The sequence below is a fragment of the Ensifer sp. LC384 genome (assembly GCF_001695865.1).
Lineage (GTDB): Bacteria > Pseudomonadota > Alphaproteobacteria > Rhizobiales > Rhizobiaceae > Ensifer.
Window position 1 is genome coordinate 58,138 of sequence record NZ_MBST01000024.1, and the last position, 18,091, is coordinate 76,228.

The window sequence follows — 18,091 nt, forward strand, 5'->3', positions numbered from 1 at the left end:
CCATGACTGACCAGGCTCAGGAAACAACCACGATAGCCAAGGCGGGCCGGCTCACGCGCTGGCGCCAGAGCGATCTCTGGTGGTCTTTCACCCGCAGCCCGTCGGCAATCGCCGGCGCGCTGATCCTCCTCGCTCTTATCGCCGCGGCCTTCGCCGCGCCGTTGATCGCGCCACAGAACCCGTTCGATCCGGCCCAGCTCGATCTCTGGAATTCGGAGCTGCCGCCGATCTGGCAGGCCGATGGTCAATGGCCGTTTATCCTCGGCACAGACACCCAGGGCCGCGACATGCTCTCGGCCATTCTCTACGGTTCACGTATTTCGATCCTGATCGGGGTCTGTTCGGTGATCCTGTCGCTGACAGTCGGCCTCAGCCTCGGTCTCATCGCCGGCTATTTCGGCGGGATCATCGACAATATCCTGATGCGCATCGGCGACGTTCTGCTGTCGATCCCGACGATCCTGATCGCCATTCTCGTCAGCGCGGTTGCCCGACAGATGCTGCCGCCGGAGCTGCGCGATGTCGGATCGGGCGCTGTCCTCGTGCTGGCGATCACGCTCAGCGCCTGGGTTCAATATGCCCGAACCGTGCGCGCCCAGACGATCGTCGAGCGCGGCAAGGAATATGTGCAGGCGGCTCGCCTCCTGAAGACGCCGGCGCGGCGGATCATGCTCAACCACATCCTGCCGAACACGCTGACGCCGATCATGGTCGCCGCCACGCTGAACTTCGGCATGGCGATCCTGACGGAAGCGACACTCTCCTTCCTCGGCATCGGCATGCCGCCGAGCCAGCCGAGCCTCGGGACGCTCATCCGCCTCGGCAACCAGTTCCTCTTCTCCGGCATCTGGTGGGTCGTCCTGTTCCCGGTGCTGCAGCTTTGCCTTCTCGTCGTCTCGGTCAACCTTCTGGGTGACTGGCTGCGCGACGCACTCAATCCGAAACTGAGGTGAACGATGTCCAATCTTCTGATCCGTAACGTCCGTCCCCACGGCGGGGCACCGACGGATATCCTGATCCGCGACGGCAAGATCGACGCGATCGGCGAGAACCTTGAGGCTGACGGCGTGGCGATCGAGGATGGTCGTGGCCACATCGCCATTCCCGGTCTGGTCGAAGCCCACACCCATCTCGACAAGTCCGTCTGGGGCATGCCCTGGCACGAGAACGCCAAGGTCGCGACGCTGCGCGAACGGATCGATTTCGAGCGCGAGAAGCGGCTTGAGATCGGCATCGATCCGCATCGCCAGTCCATGCGCCAGGCAGTCCTGCTGGCGGCAAACGGCGCCAGCCATATTCGCAGCCATGTCGACATCGATACCACCCATGGCCTGCGCCTGATGGAAGGCATCATCGAGACGCGCGAGGCGCTCGATGGCATCATCGACATCGAGATCGTCGCCTTCCCGCAATCGGGCCTGGTGACGCGGCCGGGCACCGTCGAGCTTCTCGACCAGGCTCTGAGCGATGGCGCGGAAGTCCTTGGCGGAATTGATCCTTGTGGTATCGATCGCGATCCGAAGGGACACCTCGATACGGTCTTCGGGCTCGCCGAAAAACATGGCAAGCCAATCGATATCCACTTGCATGAAGCCGGCGAACTTGGCGCCTTCAGCATGGAAATGATGTTCGAGCGCATTCGCGCGCTCGGCATGCAGGGGCGGGTTGCAATCAGCCACGCCTTTGCGCTCGGCGCTCCCGATTACCTGCGGGTCGCCGGCCTTATCGAACAGATCGCCGATCTCGATGTGCGCATCGTCACGACGGGCTCGCCGTCCTCGACGGTACCGTCGATCATGCGCCTCAAGGAGGCTGGCGTGAAAGTGGCCGCCGGTTGCGATGGCATTCGCGATACCTGGGGACCCTGGGGCCAGCCCGACATGATGGACCGCGCTCGCATCCTCGGCATGAAGAACGGGCTGCGCCGTGACGTCGATCTGGAGCACGCGCTTCATGTCTGCTCGACCGGTGGAGCTGACGTCATGGACATTGCCGGCTATGGCCTCGATGTCGGTTGCAATGCCGATTTCACCCTGCTCGTCGGCGAAACGCTCGCCCATGCCGTCGTCGAAGTCGCACCGCGTCCGCTGGTCGTCAAGCGCGGTCGCGTCATTGCCCGTAACGGTGTCGCGGAGGTGGCCATCCCATGATCGATCTCATGGATTTGAAGCTCGGCGCGCGCGCCGAAGGCCGCACGCTGCTGACTGCCCAATGGGTGCTCGGCCATCGTGACGGTAGCCATCGTCTGATCCCGAATGGCGAAGTGGTCATAGAAGGCGGCCGCCTGCTATATGTTGGGCCGCACTTCGAGGGCGAGGTGGCGCGCAGGATCGATTTCGGTGCGGCAATGATCAGCCCCGGCCTGATCGATCTCGACGCCCTGTCGGATCTCGACACGACGATTCTTGCGGTCGACCATCAGCCCGGCTGGGCCAAGGGCCGGGTCTGGCCGCGATCCTACGTCGAGCGCGGTCCCTATGAAATGTACACGCAGGAGGAGCTGGCGTTTCAGAAGCGCTTTTCCTTCGCCCAGCTGCTGCTCAACGGCATCACGACTGCGGCGCCAATCGCGTCGTTGTTCTACCGCGAGTGGGGCGAGACGGTCGAGGAATTCGCCGCAGCCTCCGATGCTGCCGGCGATCTCGGCCTGCGCGTCTATCTCAGCCCCGCCTACCGATCCGGCGGCATGGTGCTGGAAGCGCCGGGACAGCTCGAAGCCGTGTTCGACGAGGCGAGGGGGCTGCAGGGCCTCAACGACGCCATCGGCTTCATCCGCGATCATGACGGCCGCCATGGCGGCCTGGTTCGCGGCCTGCTGGCGCCCGACCGGGTCGAGACGTGCACGGAACGCCTGCTCAGGCAAACGGCGGATGCCGCGCGTGACCTTGATTGCCCGATCAGGCTTCACGCCGCGCAAGGCACGATGGAGGTCGACACGGTTCGTCGCCTTCATGGCAAGACGGCGCCGGAGTGGATGGCGAGCTTCGGCTTCCTGAGTTCGCGGCTGATCGCACCCCACGCCACGCAGGCAACGGTCAACGACCTGCAGCTCTATGCCGACAACGGCGTCAGCATCGTCCATTGCCCGCTGGTCTCGGCACGGGGCGGCAGCACGCTCAACTCCTTCCGCTCGGTCAAGGAGCGCGGCATCAACATCGCCATGGGCACCGACACGACGCCGCCCGACATGCTGATGAACCTGCTTGTCGGCCTCATCACCTGCCGCGTCGTCGAGGGCGATACCGCAGCCGTCAGCTGTGCCGATCTCTTCGATGCCGCCACCCTGGGCGGAGCGAAGGCCTTGGGACGCAGCGATCTCGGGCGGCTTGAGGCAGGCGCTCGGGCTGACATCGCGGTCTTCGACCTGATGGATCATCATATGGCGCCGGCGATCGACCCAATCACGACGCTGGTCGTGGGCGGCTCGGGGCGTGTCACCAAGACAGTCTTCGTCGACGGCCGGTTGTCCATGCACGAGGGCAAGGTGGCTGGCGTCGACATGGACGCGGCACGCCGGCAGGCGCAGCGGCAGTTCGATGGGCTGATTGCCAAATATCCCGAACGCAGCTGGGCGCATCCTCCCGTCAGCGAAATCTTCCCACCCAGCTATCCCTTGGAGGCACTGCGGCATGAGTGAGCTCGTAACATCGCCGGTTCTCGACGTGCGAGGACTTTGCGTCGAGTTTCCCGGACGGCACGGCACTGTTGCGGCATTGTCTGACGTCTCGCTCAGCATTCGGCCAGGCGAGATCCTGGGCGTGGTCGGCGAATCCGGCGCCGGCAAGTCGATGACCGGCCTTGCCGTGCAGGGCCTGCTCGAACCGCCGGGACGGATATCCGGCGGCGAGGTCTGGCTTTCGGGCCGCCGCATCGACCAGCTTTCCGACACGGAGATGCAGGGCGTGCGCGGCCGGCAGATCGGCGCCATCTTTCAGGATCCTCTGACATCGCTGAACCCGCTCTTTACCGTCGGCGCGCAGCTGGTCGAGACGATCCGCCTTCACCTGAAGTTGTCGAAGCAGGGTGCCAAGGAACGCGCCATCCATCTGCTCAAGGAAGTGGGCATTCCAGCACCGGAGGCCCGCTTCGATCACTATCCGCACCAGTTCTCCGGCGGCATGCGGCAGCGTGTGGTCATTGCCCTTGCGCTTGCGGCGGAGCCGAAGCTGATCATCGCCGATGAACCGACGACGGCTCTTGATGTGTCGATCCAGGCGCAGATCACCTCTCTCCTGCGTCGTCTCTGCGACGACCATGGCACATCCGTCATGCTCGTGACCCATGACATGGGCGTGATCGCCGAGACAGCCGATCGCGTCGCGGTGATGTATGCCGGGCGATTGGTCGAGATCGGCCCGGTGGAAGAAGTGCTGCGCAATGCACGCCATCCCTATACGCGCGGGCTGATGGGCTCGATCCCGGCGCTCGGCCGTCGGGTCGAGCGGCTGAACCAGATCGACGGCTCGATGCCGCGTCTGAACGCCATCCCGCGCGGCTGCGCCTTCAATCCGCGTTGTCCCGAAGCGGGGCGGCGTTGCCGTGAAGATCGCCCGGAGCCGACCCCGGTCGGCCTCGGTGTCAGCGCTTGCTGGCTCAATGCAGGAGGAGTTCTATGAGTGACGCCCTGACCGTCAACGATCTGACGTGCAATTTCGATGTGTCGGCCCCGTGGCTGAACCGGGTCCTGGAGCGCAAGCCACGCCAGTTCGTGCGAGCGGTGGACGACATCAGCTTCACTGTGCCGATGGGTGGCTGCCTCAGCCTGGTGGGAGAATCCGGCTGCGGCAAGTCGGCGGTGGCGCGCCTCGTCACCGGTCTCTATCGGGCCTCGGAGGGCGAGGTTCGTTTTGCTCCAGGTCGTTCCGGCGAGCCTCTTTCCGCCCAGATGATCTTCCAGGATCCCTTCGCCAGCCTCAATCCGCGCTGGCGGGTAAAGAACATCATCGCCGAGCCGCTGCGCGAACTGAAGCTGCGCAACTCGGAAGCAGAGGTGATGGAGCGTGTCGGCGAGCTGTTGCGCATTGTCGGGCTTGCGCCTTCGGACGGTTCGAAATTTCCGCACGAGTTCTCCGGTGGCCAGCGTCAGCGCATTTCGATCGCGCGTGCGCTGGCCGGCGAGCCCGAGTTCCTCGTCTGCGACGAGCCGACCTCGGCGCTCGATGTTTCGGTGCAGGCTCAGATCCTCAACCTGATGCGCAAATTACAGGATGAGATGGGGCTCACCTATCTCTTCATCAGCCACGACATGAGCGTGGTCCGCCATATGTCGGATCGGATCGCGGTGATGTACCTCGGCCGCATCGTCGAGGAGGCGGACACGGAGACGCTTTTCGCCAATCCGCGCCATCCCTATACGCGGTTGTTGCTTGAGACGATTCCTGACATTGCCGAACCAAAGCGCCAGCGCAGCATCACGGCAAGCGAAGTGCCGAGCCCGCTCAATCCGCCATCGGGCTGCACCTTTCACCCGCGTTGTCCGTTGGCCGATGCCCGCTGCAAGAGCGAACGCCCCGCGATGAGAAGCTTTTCCGATGGTTCCCGTGCGGCGTGCCACCGCGTCGGGGAAGCTCTAGCGTCACCGGCCAAGCCAACGCAGGCGGCATAGTCCAAGCGTCATCAGCAGAATAAGAAAAGCTCCGGAGGATCGTTCCTCCGGAGCTTTTTGTTTTCAGTTGCTTGCAGATGTTTCTTAAGCTACTGAATCCGCAATGCGGGCGATTGTCGGTGCCTTGACTCTCGGATAGTCATAGGCACCCACCTTGGAGGTGGAGTAACCGGCGCCAACCAGCGCTTCGGCGAGCTTGATTGCAGCGGTTACGCCATCGATCACCGGCATGCCGGTCCTCAGCTTCAGCCGATCGCACAGTTCCGACATGCCCGCACAGCCGAGAATGATCGCTTCGGCGCCGTCCTCATGCTTGGCGCGCAGGATTTCCCGCACGAGCATTTCTTCCGTATGGGCGAGGTCCTCCTCAAGCGCCAGCACGGGCATGTCCACCGAACGCACCTTGCGACAACGATGGCCGGCACCATAGGCATCGACCAAGTCCTCGATGATCGGCACCGAGCGCGGTAAGGTCGTGATGATGGAAAAACGCGTGGCGATGTTCATCGCCACCTGTATGGCCGCCTGACAGATGCCGATGACCGGTCCGCGTGCGATTTCACGCGCAGCACCGAGGCCCGGATCGTCGAAACAGGCGATGACATAGGCATCGACCCCACGCGCCTCGCCGGCGCGGATCTCGGCAAGCATCGCAGGCACCGCCATGGCCTCGTCTGCATGACCCTCGATGCTGGCGGGGCTTGTGGTCGGGTTGACGGACTCCACCAGCGTTGAGGGTGCGGCAACCCGCTCGGCGCTACGGTGCGCCTGTTCGGTCATCGAGGCGGTGGAGTTCGGGTTGACGAGAAGGATGCGCATGGATCAGTTCGTTTTCGATTTGGGAGCGGCAAAGGACGCGATGTCGTGTGCCCGCATCTCGAACTGTCGATCGGAGGTGATGTAGTTGTTTGCGTGAAGGCGCGCGATTGGTTGATATGTCGACAGATCGACATAGTGGCCGTTGTCATCCAGGCAGTCCTTGCGCACATGCATGTGGACGACCTCGCCCAGCACGATGACCCGGCGGTCGTATTCGATCAGCCGTTCGACCCGGCACTCCATCGAACAAGGCGATTCGACGATGCGGCGGGCACCGACCTTGACGCCATCGGCCGCTGAGAGCCCCGCCATCGCCACCTCATCGACATCCGGTTCGAAGGTGAGGCCGCAGACGAGCATCTGGTCGGCGATCGCCATGTCGACCATGTTGACGACGAACTCGTTTGTGCGCCGGATGTTGCTGACCGTGTCCTTCTCTTCGCCGTTCGGTCGTGTCTGGATGCCCAGGATCACGATGGGCGGATCGTGTGAGAAGACGTTGAAGAAACTCATCGGCGCGGCGTTGTCCTGGCCGCTTGGCGAGAGCGTGGACACGAGCGCGATCGGGCGCGGACCGATGAAATTTGTCAGCAACCGGTAGCGGTCCTGGGCGGGCAGTTCGGTGAAGTCGAAGTCCATCAATGAGCTCTCGGGTCGGGTACGGTCGGCTGTCAAACCGGTCGATGGCCGTTGTTTAAGTGGTTGCCACAGCATACCAAGTTACGGTACACAATATTGTCTACAATTTTGTAGTCAATATCAAACTGCAGTGAGTGGAATTGACTTTGAGAGCTGGCCGGCCAGAGTATGCGAACGGCTATGGGAGATTTCATGTACAATGCGGACGAAACCGCCGGGGCGCCGACGGCTATCATTTGTGAGAAGATCTGGCTTGCGATCGCGGAGCGGCGGCTGCGTCCCGGCACCCGCCTCAAGGAAGAGCAGCTTGCCGAGATTTTCTCCGTCAGTCGAGCCCGTATCCGCCAGGCGCTGACCGCGCTGGAACGGGATGGGCTGGTCACGATCATGCCAAACCGTGGCGCCTTCGTGTCCGAGCCGTCTGTGGACGAAGCGCGGGACGTCTTCGTCACGAGAAGGGCGATCGAACAACGCGTCGTCGAGCGCCTGTGCGAGCGCGCCACGGTGGAAGACATCGAGCGCATGCGCTCTCATGTCGATGAAGAACGGGTTGCGGGCAGGGCAGGTGATCTCTCTGCAATCGTTCGTCTTTCCGGCGGATTCCACCTGCTTCTGGCGGAACTCTCCGGCTCCGCCTTCCTCTTCGGCATCCTGCGGGACTTGGTTTCGAGAACTTCGCTGATCACCGCCATGTACCGGTCGAACCACCTGCACAATTGCGGGCCGGACGAACATATGGCGGTCGTCGACCGCATCGCGGCGAGGGATGTGGACACGGCGATCAAGGAGATGGCCGAACATCTGCACCACGTAGAGGCGGAACTGGATCTCGATGAAGAGAAGGATCAGCCGCGCGACCTGCGCGCCGCGCTGCTTTGACATTCCATTGGCAATAACCCCAACCGCGCCGCTCTTGTGAGGAGGCGGCGCCTGTTTGAGAACTGAAGGACGGAAATGACTGGTCGTAACTACTACGCGCCCCATGGCGGCGCTCCGGAACAAACGCAGCTCCTGACGGACCGCGCGGTCTTCACCGAGGCTTATGCGGTGATTCCGAAGGGTGTGATGATGGACATCGTCACCAGCTATCTGCCGTTCTGGGACAAAACCCGCCTGTGGATATTGTCGCGTCCATTGTCCGGTTTTGCTGAAACATTTTCGCAGTACATCATGGAAATCGCTCCCGGCGGCGGCAGCGACCGGCCGGAACTCGACGAGGGTGCTGAGGGTGCGCTGTTCGTCGTCGAGGGCGAACTGACCGTGACACTCGATGGCAAAGAGCATCGCATGCTTCCCGGCGGTTTCGCCTTCATTCCGCCTGCGAGCAAATGGGCGGCGCATAACAGAAGCGAAGCGCCTGTTCGCTTCCATTGGGTCCGCAAGGCCTACGAGTTCGTCGACGGCCTTCCCGCTCCCGAAGCCTTCTTCACCAACGAGGCCGATATCACGCCTTCAGCCATGCCCGGCACGGAAGGCAAGTGGGCAACGACGCGTTTCGTCGACCCGACCGATCTCCGGCACGACATGCACATGACCATCGTGACCTTCGAACCGGGCGCGATCATTCCCTTTGCCGAAACCCACGTCATGGAGCATGGTCTCTACGTGCTCGAAGGCAAGGCCGTCTATCGGCTTAACCAGGACTGGGTCGAAGTCGAAGCCGGCGACTACATGTGGCTTCGCGCATTCTGCCCGCAGGCCTGCTACGCCGGCGGCCCCGGCAAGTTCCGCTACCTGCTCTACAAGGACGTCAACCGTCACATGAAGCTGCGCGCGCGCTAAGATCCGCGGCAACATTGCCTACCGAAACAGCGCCTTCCATGAAGGCGCTGTTTCTTGTTAATCAAATGGATGCGTCAGCAATTTAATGTGCCGCCTTCAGCGCAGACGCTGTCAATCAACCAATTGCGGATTGGTCGGGCGCAGGCTCTTTGGACGGATCAGACGCAACGAACCGCCGGCGGCGTCTTTCTCGAGCTCCAACACGCGGGTGAAGAAGCCGTTGGCGCGTTCCTTGCGGCCGATGTTGACGATTGCCGCCTTACCCATTTCGCGGTCGAGAAAGGTCATGACCTTGCGATAGGCATCGTCCTCAAGCGTGTCCAATGCCTCGTCGATGATCAGCCACCGAGGCTTGTGCAGGCCAAGGCGGGCGATTGCCAGAAGGCGCATTTCGACTTCGCTCAGATTGAGCTTCTTTCGCATGTCCTGATCGAGGCGGTCGGCGAGGCGGCCGAGGCCGACCTTGGAAAGCACGCCGCCAAGTTCGCCGTTCTTGAAGCTGTCTGGTGTCTTCGGGTAGGCGAGCACCTCCTCCAACGTACCCGGCGCAAAATACGGCGAGCGGGGAACGAAGGCGAGGCCATCATCGATCGGCAGCGAGATGCGGCCGTGCCCCCAGGGCCACAGGCCAGCAATGGCCCGGAAGAACGGCGCCTTATCAACCTCCGGCGCACCGGTGACAAGCACCCGTTCGCCGGGATTGATCGTGACATTCGGCTCTGAGAGCTTGATGCAACCGGCAGCCGAGACGATCTCGATATGATCGAACATCATCTGCGGACCGTCCGCCGTAACGAACTCGATGCGCTTGTCACCCTCGTGCCGGTCGTCGATGACGAGAAGTGCCGAGCGGAAGGCCGCAACGCGCATCAATGTCGCGCGCCAGTCGGCAATGGCGCCGATATTGTCCACGAACCAGCGCAGTGAGGCATGTACCTGATTGAAGGCACCGACGGCCATCATCAGACCGCCGAAGCTGAGATCGCCGGCAAAATAGACGGGCGAGGCGATGACGATCGGCGCGACGACGGTGATCCAGCCATAACCCGCCGTCACCCAGGTCAACCGCGTGACGGCGAGCAGCAGGCTTTGGCTGATCTCGAGAACAGACGACAGATCGGCCTGCAGCCGGCGCTTCTCGTTCGCCTCGCCCGATGACAGCGACACGGCCTCGATGTGCTCGTTGATGCGCATCAGTGAGAAGCGCAACGACGCCTCGCGGGCGTAGTGTTCACCGTTGAGCTTGACCAATGGACGCCCGACGAGCCAGCTCAACCACGAGGCCGTGCCGGCGTAGAGAATGGCGGCCCAGACCATATAGCCCGGAATGTCGATGGCCATGCCCGAGATGTGGAAGACGAATCCGTCCGACAGAGACCAGAGCACGCCGATGAAGCTTGCGAGCAGGATGCCGGATTGTATCAGCCCAATCGTCAGGCCCGCCGAAAGGTCCGAGAGATGGCGGGCGTCCTCGTGGATGCGCTGGTCGGGATTGATGCCGATGGCGCCGGCATTGGCCAGCCGGAACGCACGCGCCGGCTTCATCCATTCGTGGATGAGGTCGAGTGTCAGGCCTTCCCGTAGCTTCAGCCGGACAAGCTGGCCAAGCCATGTCTGCAGAACATTGAGAACGAGCAGGGCACCGGCGATCTGGGCGAAGACGACGAGCTGGTGCAGGAAGGCCTGCAGATCGCGTCTTTCCAGCGTGTCGTAGAACGGTTTGTACCATCGATTGAGGATGATCTGACCGAACGCAGTCGTCACGATCACCATCAGGATACCGAGGGCGAGCCAGATGATCCGGTTTCGGAGCGGCGAAGCCATGAAGGCTGCATGCATCATCCGCAACTGGGCGCCGAGGGGTTGTTCGTCGTTGGCCTCTACCCGACCATTGTTCTTGCCGTTTGTAGGGTTCGGCATCGATGCGAATCTCTCCGTCACGATCTCCATAGGGGAAATATAGCCTGCCAAGCCCGGTCTCCCTAGCGCCGAATATGGACGAGAGAGGGACGGAGTGTTTCCATCCCCTGCGAATTTTATTGAAAGCGCGCGTCAGGAGTTCATATTGACGGCGTTGCAATGGCCATAAGAGGTAGGTGAGATCGCCGCCTAAACGGCCTTTTCGCTGACCTAATGCCGCGCGCGGCGGTACCCAACGATTTTCATCAACGAATGTCGAGCAATCGGGAGGCACGAATGGAGGCATCACCAAGGACACCCACCGCAGCCGGTGAGGAAACGCTGGATCCTGACGATTGGACCGATCTGCGCGCCCTGTCGCATCGGGTCGTCGACGACGCCATCGATTACATCAGCCGTGTTCGTGATCGGCATGTCTGGCTGGACATGCCGGAGCCGGTCCGCGCGTCATTTGCAGCCTCGCTGCCCCAGTCGCCGACGCCGACGGACGAAGTCTACCGTGAGGTGGCTGCGAATGTCTTGGGTTACCCCATGGGTAACATCCACCCACGTTTCTGGTCCTGGTACATGGGGTCGAGCAATTTCACCGGAGCACTCGGCGACTTTCTTGCCGCCGTCCAGGGCTCCAATCTGGGCGGCGGCAATCATGCAGCAGCGCTGATGGATCAGCAGGTCGTCAATTGGTGCAAGGAGATGTTGGGATTTCCAGCCTCATCCAGCGGCACGCTGGTCAGCGGCGGGTCGGTTGCCAACATCATCGGCCTTGCCGTGGCTCGCAATGTCAAAGCCGGTGTCGATATCCGGGAGCTTGGTGTTGCGGCAATCGCGCGGCCGTTGCGCTACTATGGATCCGACCAGATCCACAGTTGTCACCGCAAGGCGATGGAGACGCTTGGGCTCGGAAACCAGGCGCTCCGGCGCATTCCGACCGACGCCGAGCTGCGCATCGATGTGGCTGCGCTGAGGCGTGCGATCACGGAAGATCGCGCGGCGGGATATATGCCTGCCTGCGTGATTGCGACAGCTGGCACCGTCAACACCGGCGCCATCGATGATCTGCAGGCACTCGCGGCGTTGGCGGCAGAAGAGGACCTCTGGCTGCACGTCGATGGCTGCATCGGCGCGCTGATCGCCGTTGCTCCGAAGAACCGCTTTCGCGTCGCCGGGATCGAGAAGGCCAATTCGGTGGCGCTCGACCCGCACAAGTGGCTGCACGCGCCATTCGAGGCTGGCTGCGTGTTGATTCAGGATGCTTCGGCCCATCGCCGGACCTTCGCAGTGACGCCGGAATATCTGGTGGCAACGACGCGTGGTCTCGCGGCAGCACCCTGGCTTTATGACTATGGCCTGCAGACGTCACGTGGCTTCAGGGCGCTGAAAATCTGGATGTCGCTGAAGGAGCACGGCATCGCCAAGTTCGGCCGGCTCGTCGACCAGAATATAGCCCAGGGACGGTATCTGAGCGACCTGGTCGAGGCGGAGCCTTTGCTCGAACTGGTGGCACCGACCAACATCAATATCGTCTGCTTCCGTTACCGCTGCGAAGGCAAGGACGGCGACGAATTGAAGGCACTTAATACCGAGATCATGCTGCGCCTGCAGGATGAAGGCACCGCAGTTCTCTCCGACACGACCGTGCACGGTCAGCATTGCCTGAGGGTCGCGATCAACAATCACCGCACCAGACGGCAGGACTTGAAGCTGCTTGTCGACGAGGTCGTCCGGCTTGGTCGCGAAATCGTTCGGGCCAACGCGGCAGCCTGAATGGGCCTGCAAAGGGCAAGGTGTGACGTTCGTGATCACCGTGTCAGCGAGCGTTCTCCTCGCGTCACGGTGCGGTCCGAGGTGCCGTCGGCAATCAGCCGAAGCAGCTCTGACACGGCGGCTTCCCTTTGTGGATCTCGGCCGGCGGCATAGGCGAGCGGAAGGTTGACACGAATGTCCGGGGCGATCCCGGTTCCTTCCAGCCGTACGTTGTCGTCGATGACCGCATCGGAGACGGCAATTTCCAGCAGACTGTCGTCGGGCAGGATATAGGCGCGGCCTGCCAACAGGGCGCCGGCGGTGCGCTCGCCCACCAGCGGAATGCCGTTTATCCGGAGCGCATAGGCGAAAAGCTCGAGACCGCTGCGCGTGCCCTCATCGACCAGCGCCACCACCGGACCGCGCCAGCGAACATTTGCGAGCGTCGCTCGCCCATGCCGTGGGATCAACCGGAACGACGGCGTGTCGCCGACGAAGAGTTCGGCGGCGTCGGCCGCACCGCCGCCCCAGCGTCCGCGAAGGTCCACGACCACACCGTCGACAGCGCTCAGACGTCCGTCCGAAAGCTCCCGTGCGACGATCTCCAGTCCGTCGCGCGTCGACAGCGTCCAGAACCTGATATAGCCGATCGTTCTTCCGTCGCGTTCGCTCACTGCGATGCTGTTCTCGATCGCCTTTTCGAATGTTGGGAGCGGGCGTAGCCTTTCGACCGCAACCTTGACACTTATTGGCGCCGCATCTGCCTTGCGGCGCAGGCGAATGTCGACCGACTGCCCGACCTTGCCTTGAAAGGAGGCGATCTCGCGATAGGGCAATCCATCGACGGTGAGGATCTCATCACCCGTGACGACCCCGGCCTTTGCCGCTGGAGAACCATCATAGACAGCGCTCACGAACCTGGCATTACCTACCACCCGCGTGACCATGCCGATGCCGGGATAACTGACGTCTCCCTCCGGCGGAAACAGCCGGCGCAGGTCATCGCGGATGGCGAAGCGAAAGATGTCGCTCAACTCGAAGTAGGCGATTGTGTCTGGTTTGAAGCGGCCGTTGTGGGACGCGCGCAGGCTGGCAAGGGCCATGCCGATCGCAGCATCAACGCGTACGGCAGAACCGGTTGTGGAAAGCGTCGGTCTCGCGTCTTCGATTTCTTTCCTCGCAGTTTCGTTGAAGCGGCCCAGTGCGGTTTCGTCGTGAAACTCGGAGTTCACCAACGCGATGACGCGGTCGAAGACTGCATCGCCCGACCGCGGCAGTTCCGCCGCGAATGTGCCCGCAGACATGAGCGCCAGCAGGAACGCAGTTTGCAATACCTTGGACATCGCGTTGTGCATCGGCGGTCTTTCGGTTCGTTTCAGCTCATTATCGGCCTAAGCGCGGCCGAGGCGAGGCGTCGCGTCGCAAAATTGCGTGATCGCCACATGCCAGGCACTGATTGCACCGCGCGCAGCACTCCATCGTCTCCGGCTTTGGGGATGTCGATGGCGGGATCGTCGCAATCGGAGTCGACGCCGACACGGATCACTTTGCCCCTGCGACCGGCTGCCTTCGGCGAGGGGGCCGGAACGCCGTGTCGCTACCGCATGTTTCCTTAAATCGTACCCGATTTATGGACAAAAACATGCAGCAATTTAAAGTGCTACAGCGACCTTTGCGCGTCTGATAAGACGCGCGGCGCTGTAGGCGCGCAAGCCTGGCTAGAAACCGGCTTGCCGAAACTCGCTTGCGAGAAATTCGGTGAAGACCCTCACCTTGGGCAGAAGCAGGCGGTTGGTCGGATAGACCGCGTAGATGCTGCGCCGGGCGAGCTTGTGCTGCGGCAAGATCCGCAGGAGCTTGCCGTTGGCAAGGAGCGGGTTGGCGATGAAGGAGGGCAACACGCCGATGCCAACGCCGGACTGGATCATCTCGCAAAGCATCAGGCTGTTGTCGACGACGAAGCGTGCGGGCACATCGATGCTCGCGGCACCGTCTGGGCCTTCCAGCACCCAGCTGCCGGGTTGGTCGGCGAGGCGGTAGGCCAGGCAATGGTGGTTCTTGAGATCGCCGACCTCTGTTGGCGCGCCGCTTGCCGAGAGGTAGGCGGGTGCTGCGCAGATGAATTGCTCGACCTCGCCCAGCCGCCTGGCAACCAGGGATGAATCCGCGAGCGTCGCGCGCACGCGGATGGACAGGTCGAAGCCCTCAGACACGACGTCGAGCAAATGGTCGTCGAGCGTCATGTCCACCTTCAACTGCTGATGAAGCATCATGAAACGGGCCAGCATCGGTGCGAGTACGGTCAGTCCGAAGGACAGGGGCGCATTGATCCGGAGCCGGCCATTGATCTCGCCGGCTTCCCCGGAGGTCGTCCGCTCCAGATGGTCTAGCTCGTCGAGCAGCCGGCAACATTCGGCGAAATAGCTGTGCCCTGTCTCAGACAGGCTCATGCGGCGCGTCGTGCGCACGATCAGCACTGTGCCGAGGCGCGCCTCGAGCTGCCGGATCTGCTTGCTGATCGACGCGTTCGATTGCCCCCGCTCTTCCGCCGCCTTGTTGAAGCTCTGAAGTTCGACGACACGGCGGAAGGAGCGCATGGCGGCCAGCAGGTCCATATTTTCTCCAGAGTAAATTATGTTTTCGTTCTATCGCTGATTATTCGCGCAGGCGCCAGCAATAAGGTGGGCTCAGTTTCCCGATGTCAGGGAAAGCGAGAAGAAGGAGTTCATCATGTTCGACACTGCAGTTTTCAGCCGCGCCCTGGCTGTCACCTTCATCGCCGGTCTCGTCGGCAGCGCGGCTTCAGCGCAAGAGGTTGGCAAGAGCCCATGGGGGCCGAAGGATGAGATCGGACGGCTCAATCTGATCACGCCTGAATCCCGCGCCACGATCCTGTCGCGCATCGATGGTGGCAGATCCTACGATCTAGCGGTCGAGTATTTCATCGGCATGCCAAGCTGGGAGGCGGCCGGCGATCCGCCATACCAGATGTGGATGACCCACACACCGCATGGCACCGCAGTTTCCGACCCGATGAAAGTGGGCAGGGAAATGAACGATCATGTCAGTTACACCGGCTCTGCCGTGTCGATGTATGCACATATGGGTACGCATATCGATGCGCTGAACCATTTCGGTCTGAACGGCAAGATCTGGAACGGTTATGCCGCCGCCGATTACCTCGGCGATCAGGGCTGGACCGTCACGGGTGCGGAGAAGCTGCCGCCCATCATCGCGCGCGGAGTGATGATCGATGTCGCCGCAGCCAAGGGCATGCAGATGCTGCCGGACAACTATCGGGTGACGCGCAAGGATCTGCAGGCGGCGCTCGACAGCCAAGGTGTGAATCTACAGCAGGGCGATGTTGTGCTGATCCGCACCGGGCGCATGCAGCATTACGAGAACGCATCCGCCTATATGAGCAATCCTCCGGGACTGAGCATCGATGCCGCCAAATTCCTGGTCGAGGACGGTGGCGCCATGGTGGTGGGCGCCGACAACCTCAGCTTCGAGGCGTTTCCTGCCGAAACCGAGAACAATTATGTCCCGGTCCATACCTATCTGCTCGCCCAACAGGGCGCGCCGATTATCGAGCTCGTCAATCTCGAAGGGCTGTCGAAGGATCGTGTCTACGAGTTCGCGTTTGTCGGCGCCTCCTTGAAGTTCCGCGGTGCGGACGCGGCACCGATCCGCCCGGTGGCCCTGCGGTTGCGATAAAGGTTGGCTAGCGCTTGTCGACAACTGTCCGACAGAGACGCCGCGGGAAAAGCCTGCGGCGTTTTGCAACGTCTTAACGACCCTCTTCCTGACCGTGATCCCCTTTTCGCCTGATGGGGGCTCAACGGGGAGGAGGCGATGGCTGCCGGCCAAGAGGCGGACCTGCCTCTCATTGCCGTTTCAACGCTGGCGCCAATTCAGGTCACAATCACCTTAATGCAACCCTGGATGGACGACTCCATCTCGCTGATTTCAAAGTAGAGCCCGCTGGCGTCAATTAGCGACGCCTGCCGTGAGAAATCTCGACGATCTTGACGCCAATGGCGGTCTTGGATTCGTCGAAAACAATCTCGCCTCGGCCAATGACCGTGCCATTGACCTTGAGGTCGACCGGGTCTCCGAAATTGGTGTCGAGATCTATGTGGTCGTCCCGATGCAGCTTGTAGAGTTGGGCCACAGTCAATCTTGCGCGACCGAGGACTGCCTCGATGACAAGCGGTATGCCCTGTACTGCATGCTCGCCGATCGGAGCGCTCTCCGGCGGAATGGGGCCATTGTCGATTTCCGGCAAGCCATTATGCAACGTTTCGTTCATCATCATGCACCACCCAAAACACTGGTTTACAAGTCCTTAACAAAAGGGTTGCGCCAGTTCGCCGTGACAGGCAATGGCGCCTGGGAGGGCAGGGGCTGTGCGTCTAATGCGAGCGTTAACATTCCGTTAACATCCACAAAGGCCGCACCGGAAAGACCTTCTAGAGTGTCATTGCGGACCAACTTCCTTCCCGCTTCTCGAACCCGATCGCCCGACTACCGTCAGGCAGCTTGTCACCGAGTCGGACGATGTAGACGTAGCCGCCATAGACCATCAGGCTGCGGTCGCCGTCGCTGAACACGATCTCGAACTTCGGCGGGCTTGCCGTGCCTGTGCCGCTTGCCGGCGCGATCTCAGGCGCCGGTTCCATCGGAACGTCGTTCCAGGGCAAACTTGGGTAAGACGCGACATAGAATATCGCGGTCACGGCTGTAACGGCGCAAATGGAAAGCGCTGCAATTTGCGAGTTGAAGCCGATAGACCCCATTAGGTTCGGCTGAAACGTGGCAGCGGCCAATGTGCATTCCTCCTATGTTCGGCTGAAGACTGGGCTGAGTTGGGCCAACGGCGCGCTGAGGCGTTCGCCGCGTCGCAGCTTACGACCACTCAGCGGGGCTGCGTCGGATTTCCGCTTCATGTGGCGACTCAGCGCCGCTTCAGCGCTCTTGGCGAAACATTCCATCCGGGCTTTGGTAGGACAACGCGATTGGGCTCGGTTTCCACATCTTTCGATTGCTTCCCGCAGACGGCCACACTCAAAGGCATGGGCAAGCAAACTTGCCGCAGTATCAAGGCACCTTGGAGTCCGAAGGGCAACCGCCACGCGGCCGTGCTTCATGGCAGCGATCAGCTCGCGTCCGTGGCAGGAGCAGCCCTGGTGCACATTCTCTGGAATGCATCAGAGCGGTCCGATCTCAAGTCAAAGTGACGATGGCAACTGCAACGAAAGCTGGTGACGAATGCAGCGTCGGAGTGCCCATTTCACCGCTCGATCGTACCGGCTTAATCCGCTCCGAACCCACGCCGGCGTAGAGTGGTTATGGAGGATTGTAGTGTTTGTGAGGTGGGTGCCCGCCAAGTGTTGCGCTGGCGCCGTTCGTCACACAGCGCCAATTATTCCTGGTTCCATAACGTATGTTATGTGACTTTTGAGTGTAGTGGCTATTTAGTAATGCTACAGTTGGGCCAGTTAGAGATGCGACACTCTCGCCTCTCGACGCGCTGGTCAATGTCAACGTTGGGAGCAAGGATGACGACCTTCCGCCTGGTGG

At 61.7% G+C, this 18,091-nt stretch carries 16 protein-coding genes; 9 read left to right on the forward strand and 7 right to left on the reverse strand.

What is annotated here, in order from left to right; genetic code table 11:
- Positions 1-2 precede the first annotated feature (2 nt).
- Genes BC363_RS19650 through BC363_RS19670 form a run of 5 tightly spaced genes read left to right on the forward strand, consistent with a single transcriptional unit; the run spans position 3 to position 5,605 of the window.
- Positions 3-953: an ABC transporter permease gene (locus BC363_RS19650; protein ID WP_065783588.1), complete on the forward strand. Its 951-nt coding sequence runs from the start codon at positions 3-5 to the stop codon at positions 951-953.
- 3 nt (positions 954-956) lie between these two features.
- The gene (locus tag BC363_RS19655; RefSeq protein ID WP_065783589.1) at positions 957-2,150 is read left to right on the forward strand and encodes an amidohydrolase family protein; all 1,194 of its coding nucleotides are present in this window, start codon (positions 957-959) and stop codon (positions 2,148-2,150) included.
- A complete protein-coding gene (locus BC363_RS19660; protein ID WP_065783590.1) occupies positions 2,147-3,637 on the forward strand; it encodes an amidohydrolase family protein in 1,491 nt (496 codons plus the stop codon). The genes BC363_RS19655 and BC363_RS19660 overlap by 4 nt, the downstream gene beginning before the upstream one ends.
- Positions 3,630-4,616 (forward strand): ABC transporter ATP-binding protein, encoded by a 987-nt coding sequence (locus tag BC363_RS19665; RefSeq protein WP_065783591.1) that lies wholly within the window; start codon positions 3,630-3,632, stop codon positions 4,614-4,616. The genes BC363_RS19660 and BC363_RS19665 overlap by 8 nt, the downstream gene beginning before the upstream one ends.
- The gene (locus tag BC363_RS19670) at positions 4,613-5,605 is read left to right on the forward strand and encodes an ABC transporter ATP-binding protein (protein ID WP_065783592.1); all 993 of its coding nucleotides are present in this window, start codon (positions 4,613-4,615) and stop codon (positions 5,603-5,605) included. The genes BC363_RS19665 and BC363_RS19670 overlap by 4 nt, the downstream gene beginning before the upstream one ends.
- A gap of 84 nt (positions 5,606-5,689) precedes the next feature.
- Here the strand turns inward: BC363_RS19670 and BC363_RS19675 are convergent, their stop codons facing one another.
- Complete coding sequence (locus BC363_RS19675) at positions 5,690-6,424, reverse strand: aspartate/glutamate racemase family protein (protein WP_065783593.1); 735 nt, start codon at positions 6,422-6,424, stop codon at positions 5,690-5,692.
- A gap of 3 nt (positions 6,425-6,427) precedes the next feature.
- Positions 6,428-7,063, reverse strand: a complete 636-nt coding sequence (locus BC363_RS19680) for a flavin reductase family protein (protein WP_065783594.1) — start codon at positions 7,061-7,063, stop codon at positions 6,428-6,430.
- A 192-nt stretch (positions 7,064-7,255) separates the two neighbouring features.
- On the opposite strand from BC363_RS19680, the gene BC363_RS19685 reads away from it, so the two are divergent.
- Both BC363_RS19685 and BC363_RS19690 read left to right on the forward strand, forming a co-directional pair.
- Positions 7,256-7,942 carry a GntR family transcriptional regulator gene (locus BC363_RS19685; protein WP_065783595.1) on the forward strand — a complete coding sequence of 229 codons (687 nt, stop codon included), beginning with the start codon at positions 7,256-7,258 and terminating at the stop codon, positions 7,940-7,942.
- Between the two features lie 75 nt (positions 7,943-8,017).
- Complete coding sequence (locus tag BC363_RS19690) at positions 8,018-8,845, forward strand: bifunctional allantoicase/(S)-ureidoglycine aminohydrolase (RefSeq protein ID WP_065783596.1); 828 nt, start codon at positions 8,018-8,020, stop codon at positions 8,843-8,845.
- A gap of 111 nt (positions 8,846-8,956) precedes the next feature.
- On the opposite strand, the gene BC363_RS19695 is transcribed toward BC363_RS19690, so the two are convergent.
- Positions 8,957-10,765, reverse strand: a complete 1,809-nt coding sequence (locus BC363_RS19695) for an ABC transporter ATP-binding protein/permease (protein WP_065783611.1) — start codon at positions 10,763-10,765, stop codon at positions 8,957-8,959.
- 276 nt (positions 10,766-11,041) lie between these two features.
- Here BC363_RS19695 and BC363_RS19700 point away from each other — a divergent pair, with 276 nt between their 5' ends.
- On the forward strand, positions 11,042-12,529 hold the full coding sequence (locus BC363_RS19700; RefSeq protein WP_065783597.1) for an aspartate aminotransferase family protein: 1,488 nt from the start codon (positions 11,042-11,044) through the stop codon (positions 12,527-12,529).
- Between the two features lie 35 nt (positions 12,530-12,564).
- Here BC363_RS19700 and BC363_RS19705 read toward each other — a convergent pair whose 3' ends face one another.
- Both BC363_RS19705 and BC363_RS19710 read right to left on the reverse strand, forming a co-directional pair.
- Positions 12,565-13,812, reverse strand: coding sequence for a S41 family peptidase (locus tag BC363_RS19705; RefSeq protein WP_244519913.1), 1,248 nt, complete (start codon positions 13,810-13,812; stop codon positions 12,565-12,567).
- A gap of 414 nt (positions 13,813-14,226) precedes the next feature.
- Entirely contained in the window at positions 14,227-15,123 is an 897-nt protein-coding gene (locus BC363_RS19710) for a LysR family transcriptional regulator (protein ID WP_065783599.1), read from the reverse strand.
- Between the two features lie 115 nt (positions 15,124-15,238).
- Between BC363_RS19710 and BC363_RS19715 the strand changes: the two genes are divergently transcribed.
- A complete protein-coding gene (locus BC363_RS19715) occupies positions 15,239-16,225 on the forward strand; it encodes a cyclase family protein (protein WP_083223509.1) in 987 nt (328 codons plus the stop codon).
- A gap of 277 nt (positions 16,226-16,502) precedes the next feature.
- Here the strand turns inward: BC363_RS19715 and BC363_RS19720 are convergent, their stop codons facing one another.
- On the reverse strand, positions 16,503-16,820 hold the full coding sequence (locus BC363_RS19720; protein ID WP_161952478.1) for a FliM/FliN family flagellar motor switch protein: 318 nt from the start codon (positions 16,818-16,820) through the stop codon (positions 16,503-16,505).
- A 160-nt stretch (positions 16,821-16,980) separates the two neighbouring features.
- On the reverse strand, positions 16,981-17,190 hold the full coding sequence (locus tag BC363_RS19725) for a hypothetical protein (RefSeq protein WP_065783601.1): 210 nt from the start codon (positions 17,188-17,190) through the stop codon (positions 16,981-16,983).
- Between the last annotated feature and the right edge of the window lie 901 nt (positions 17,191-18,091).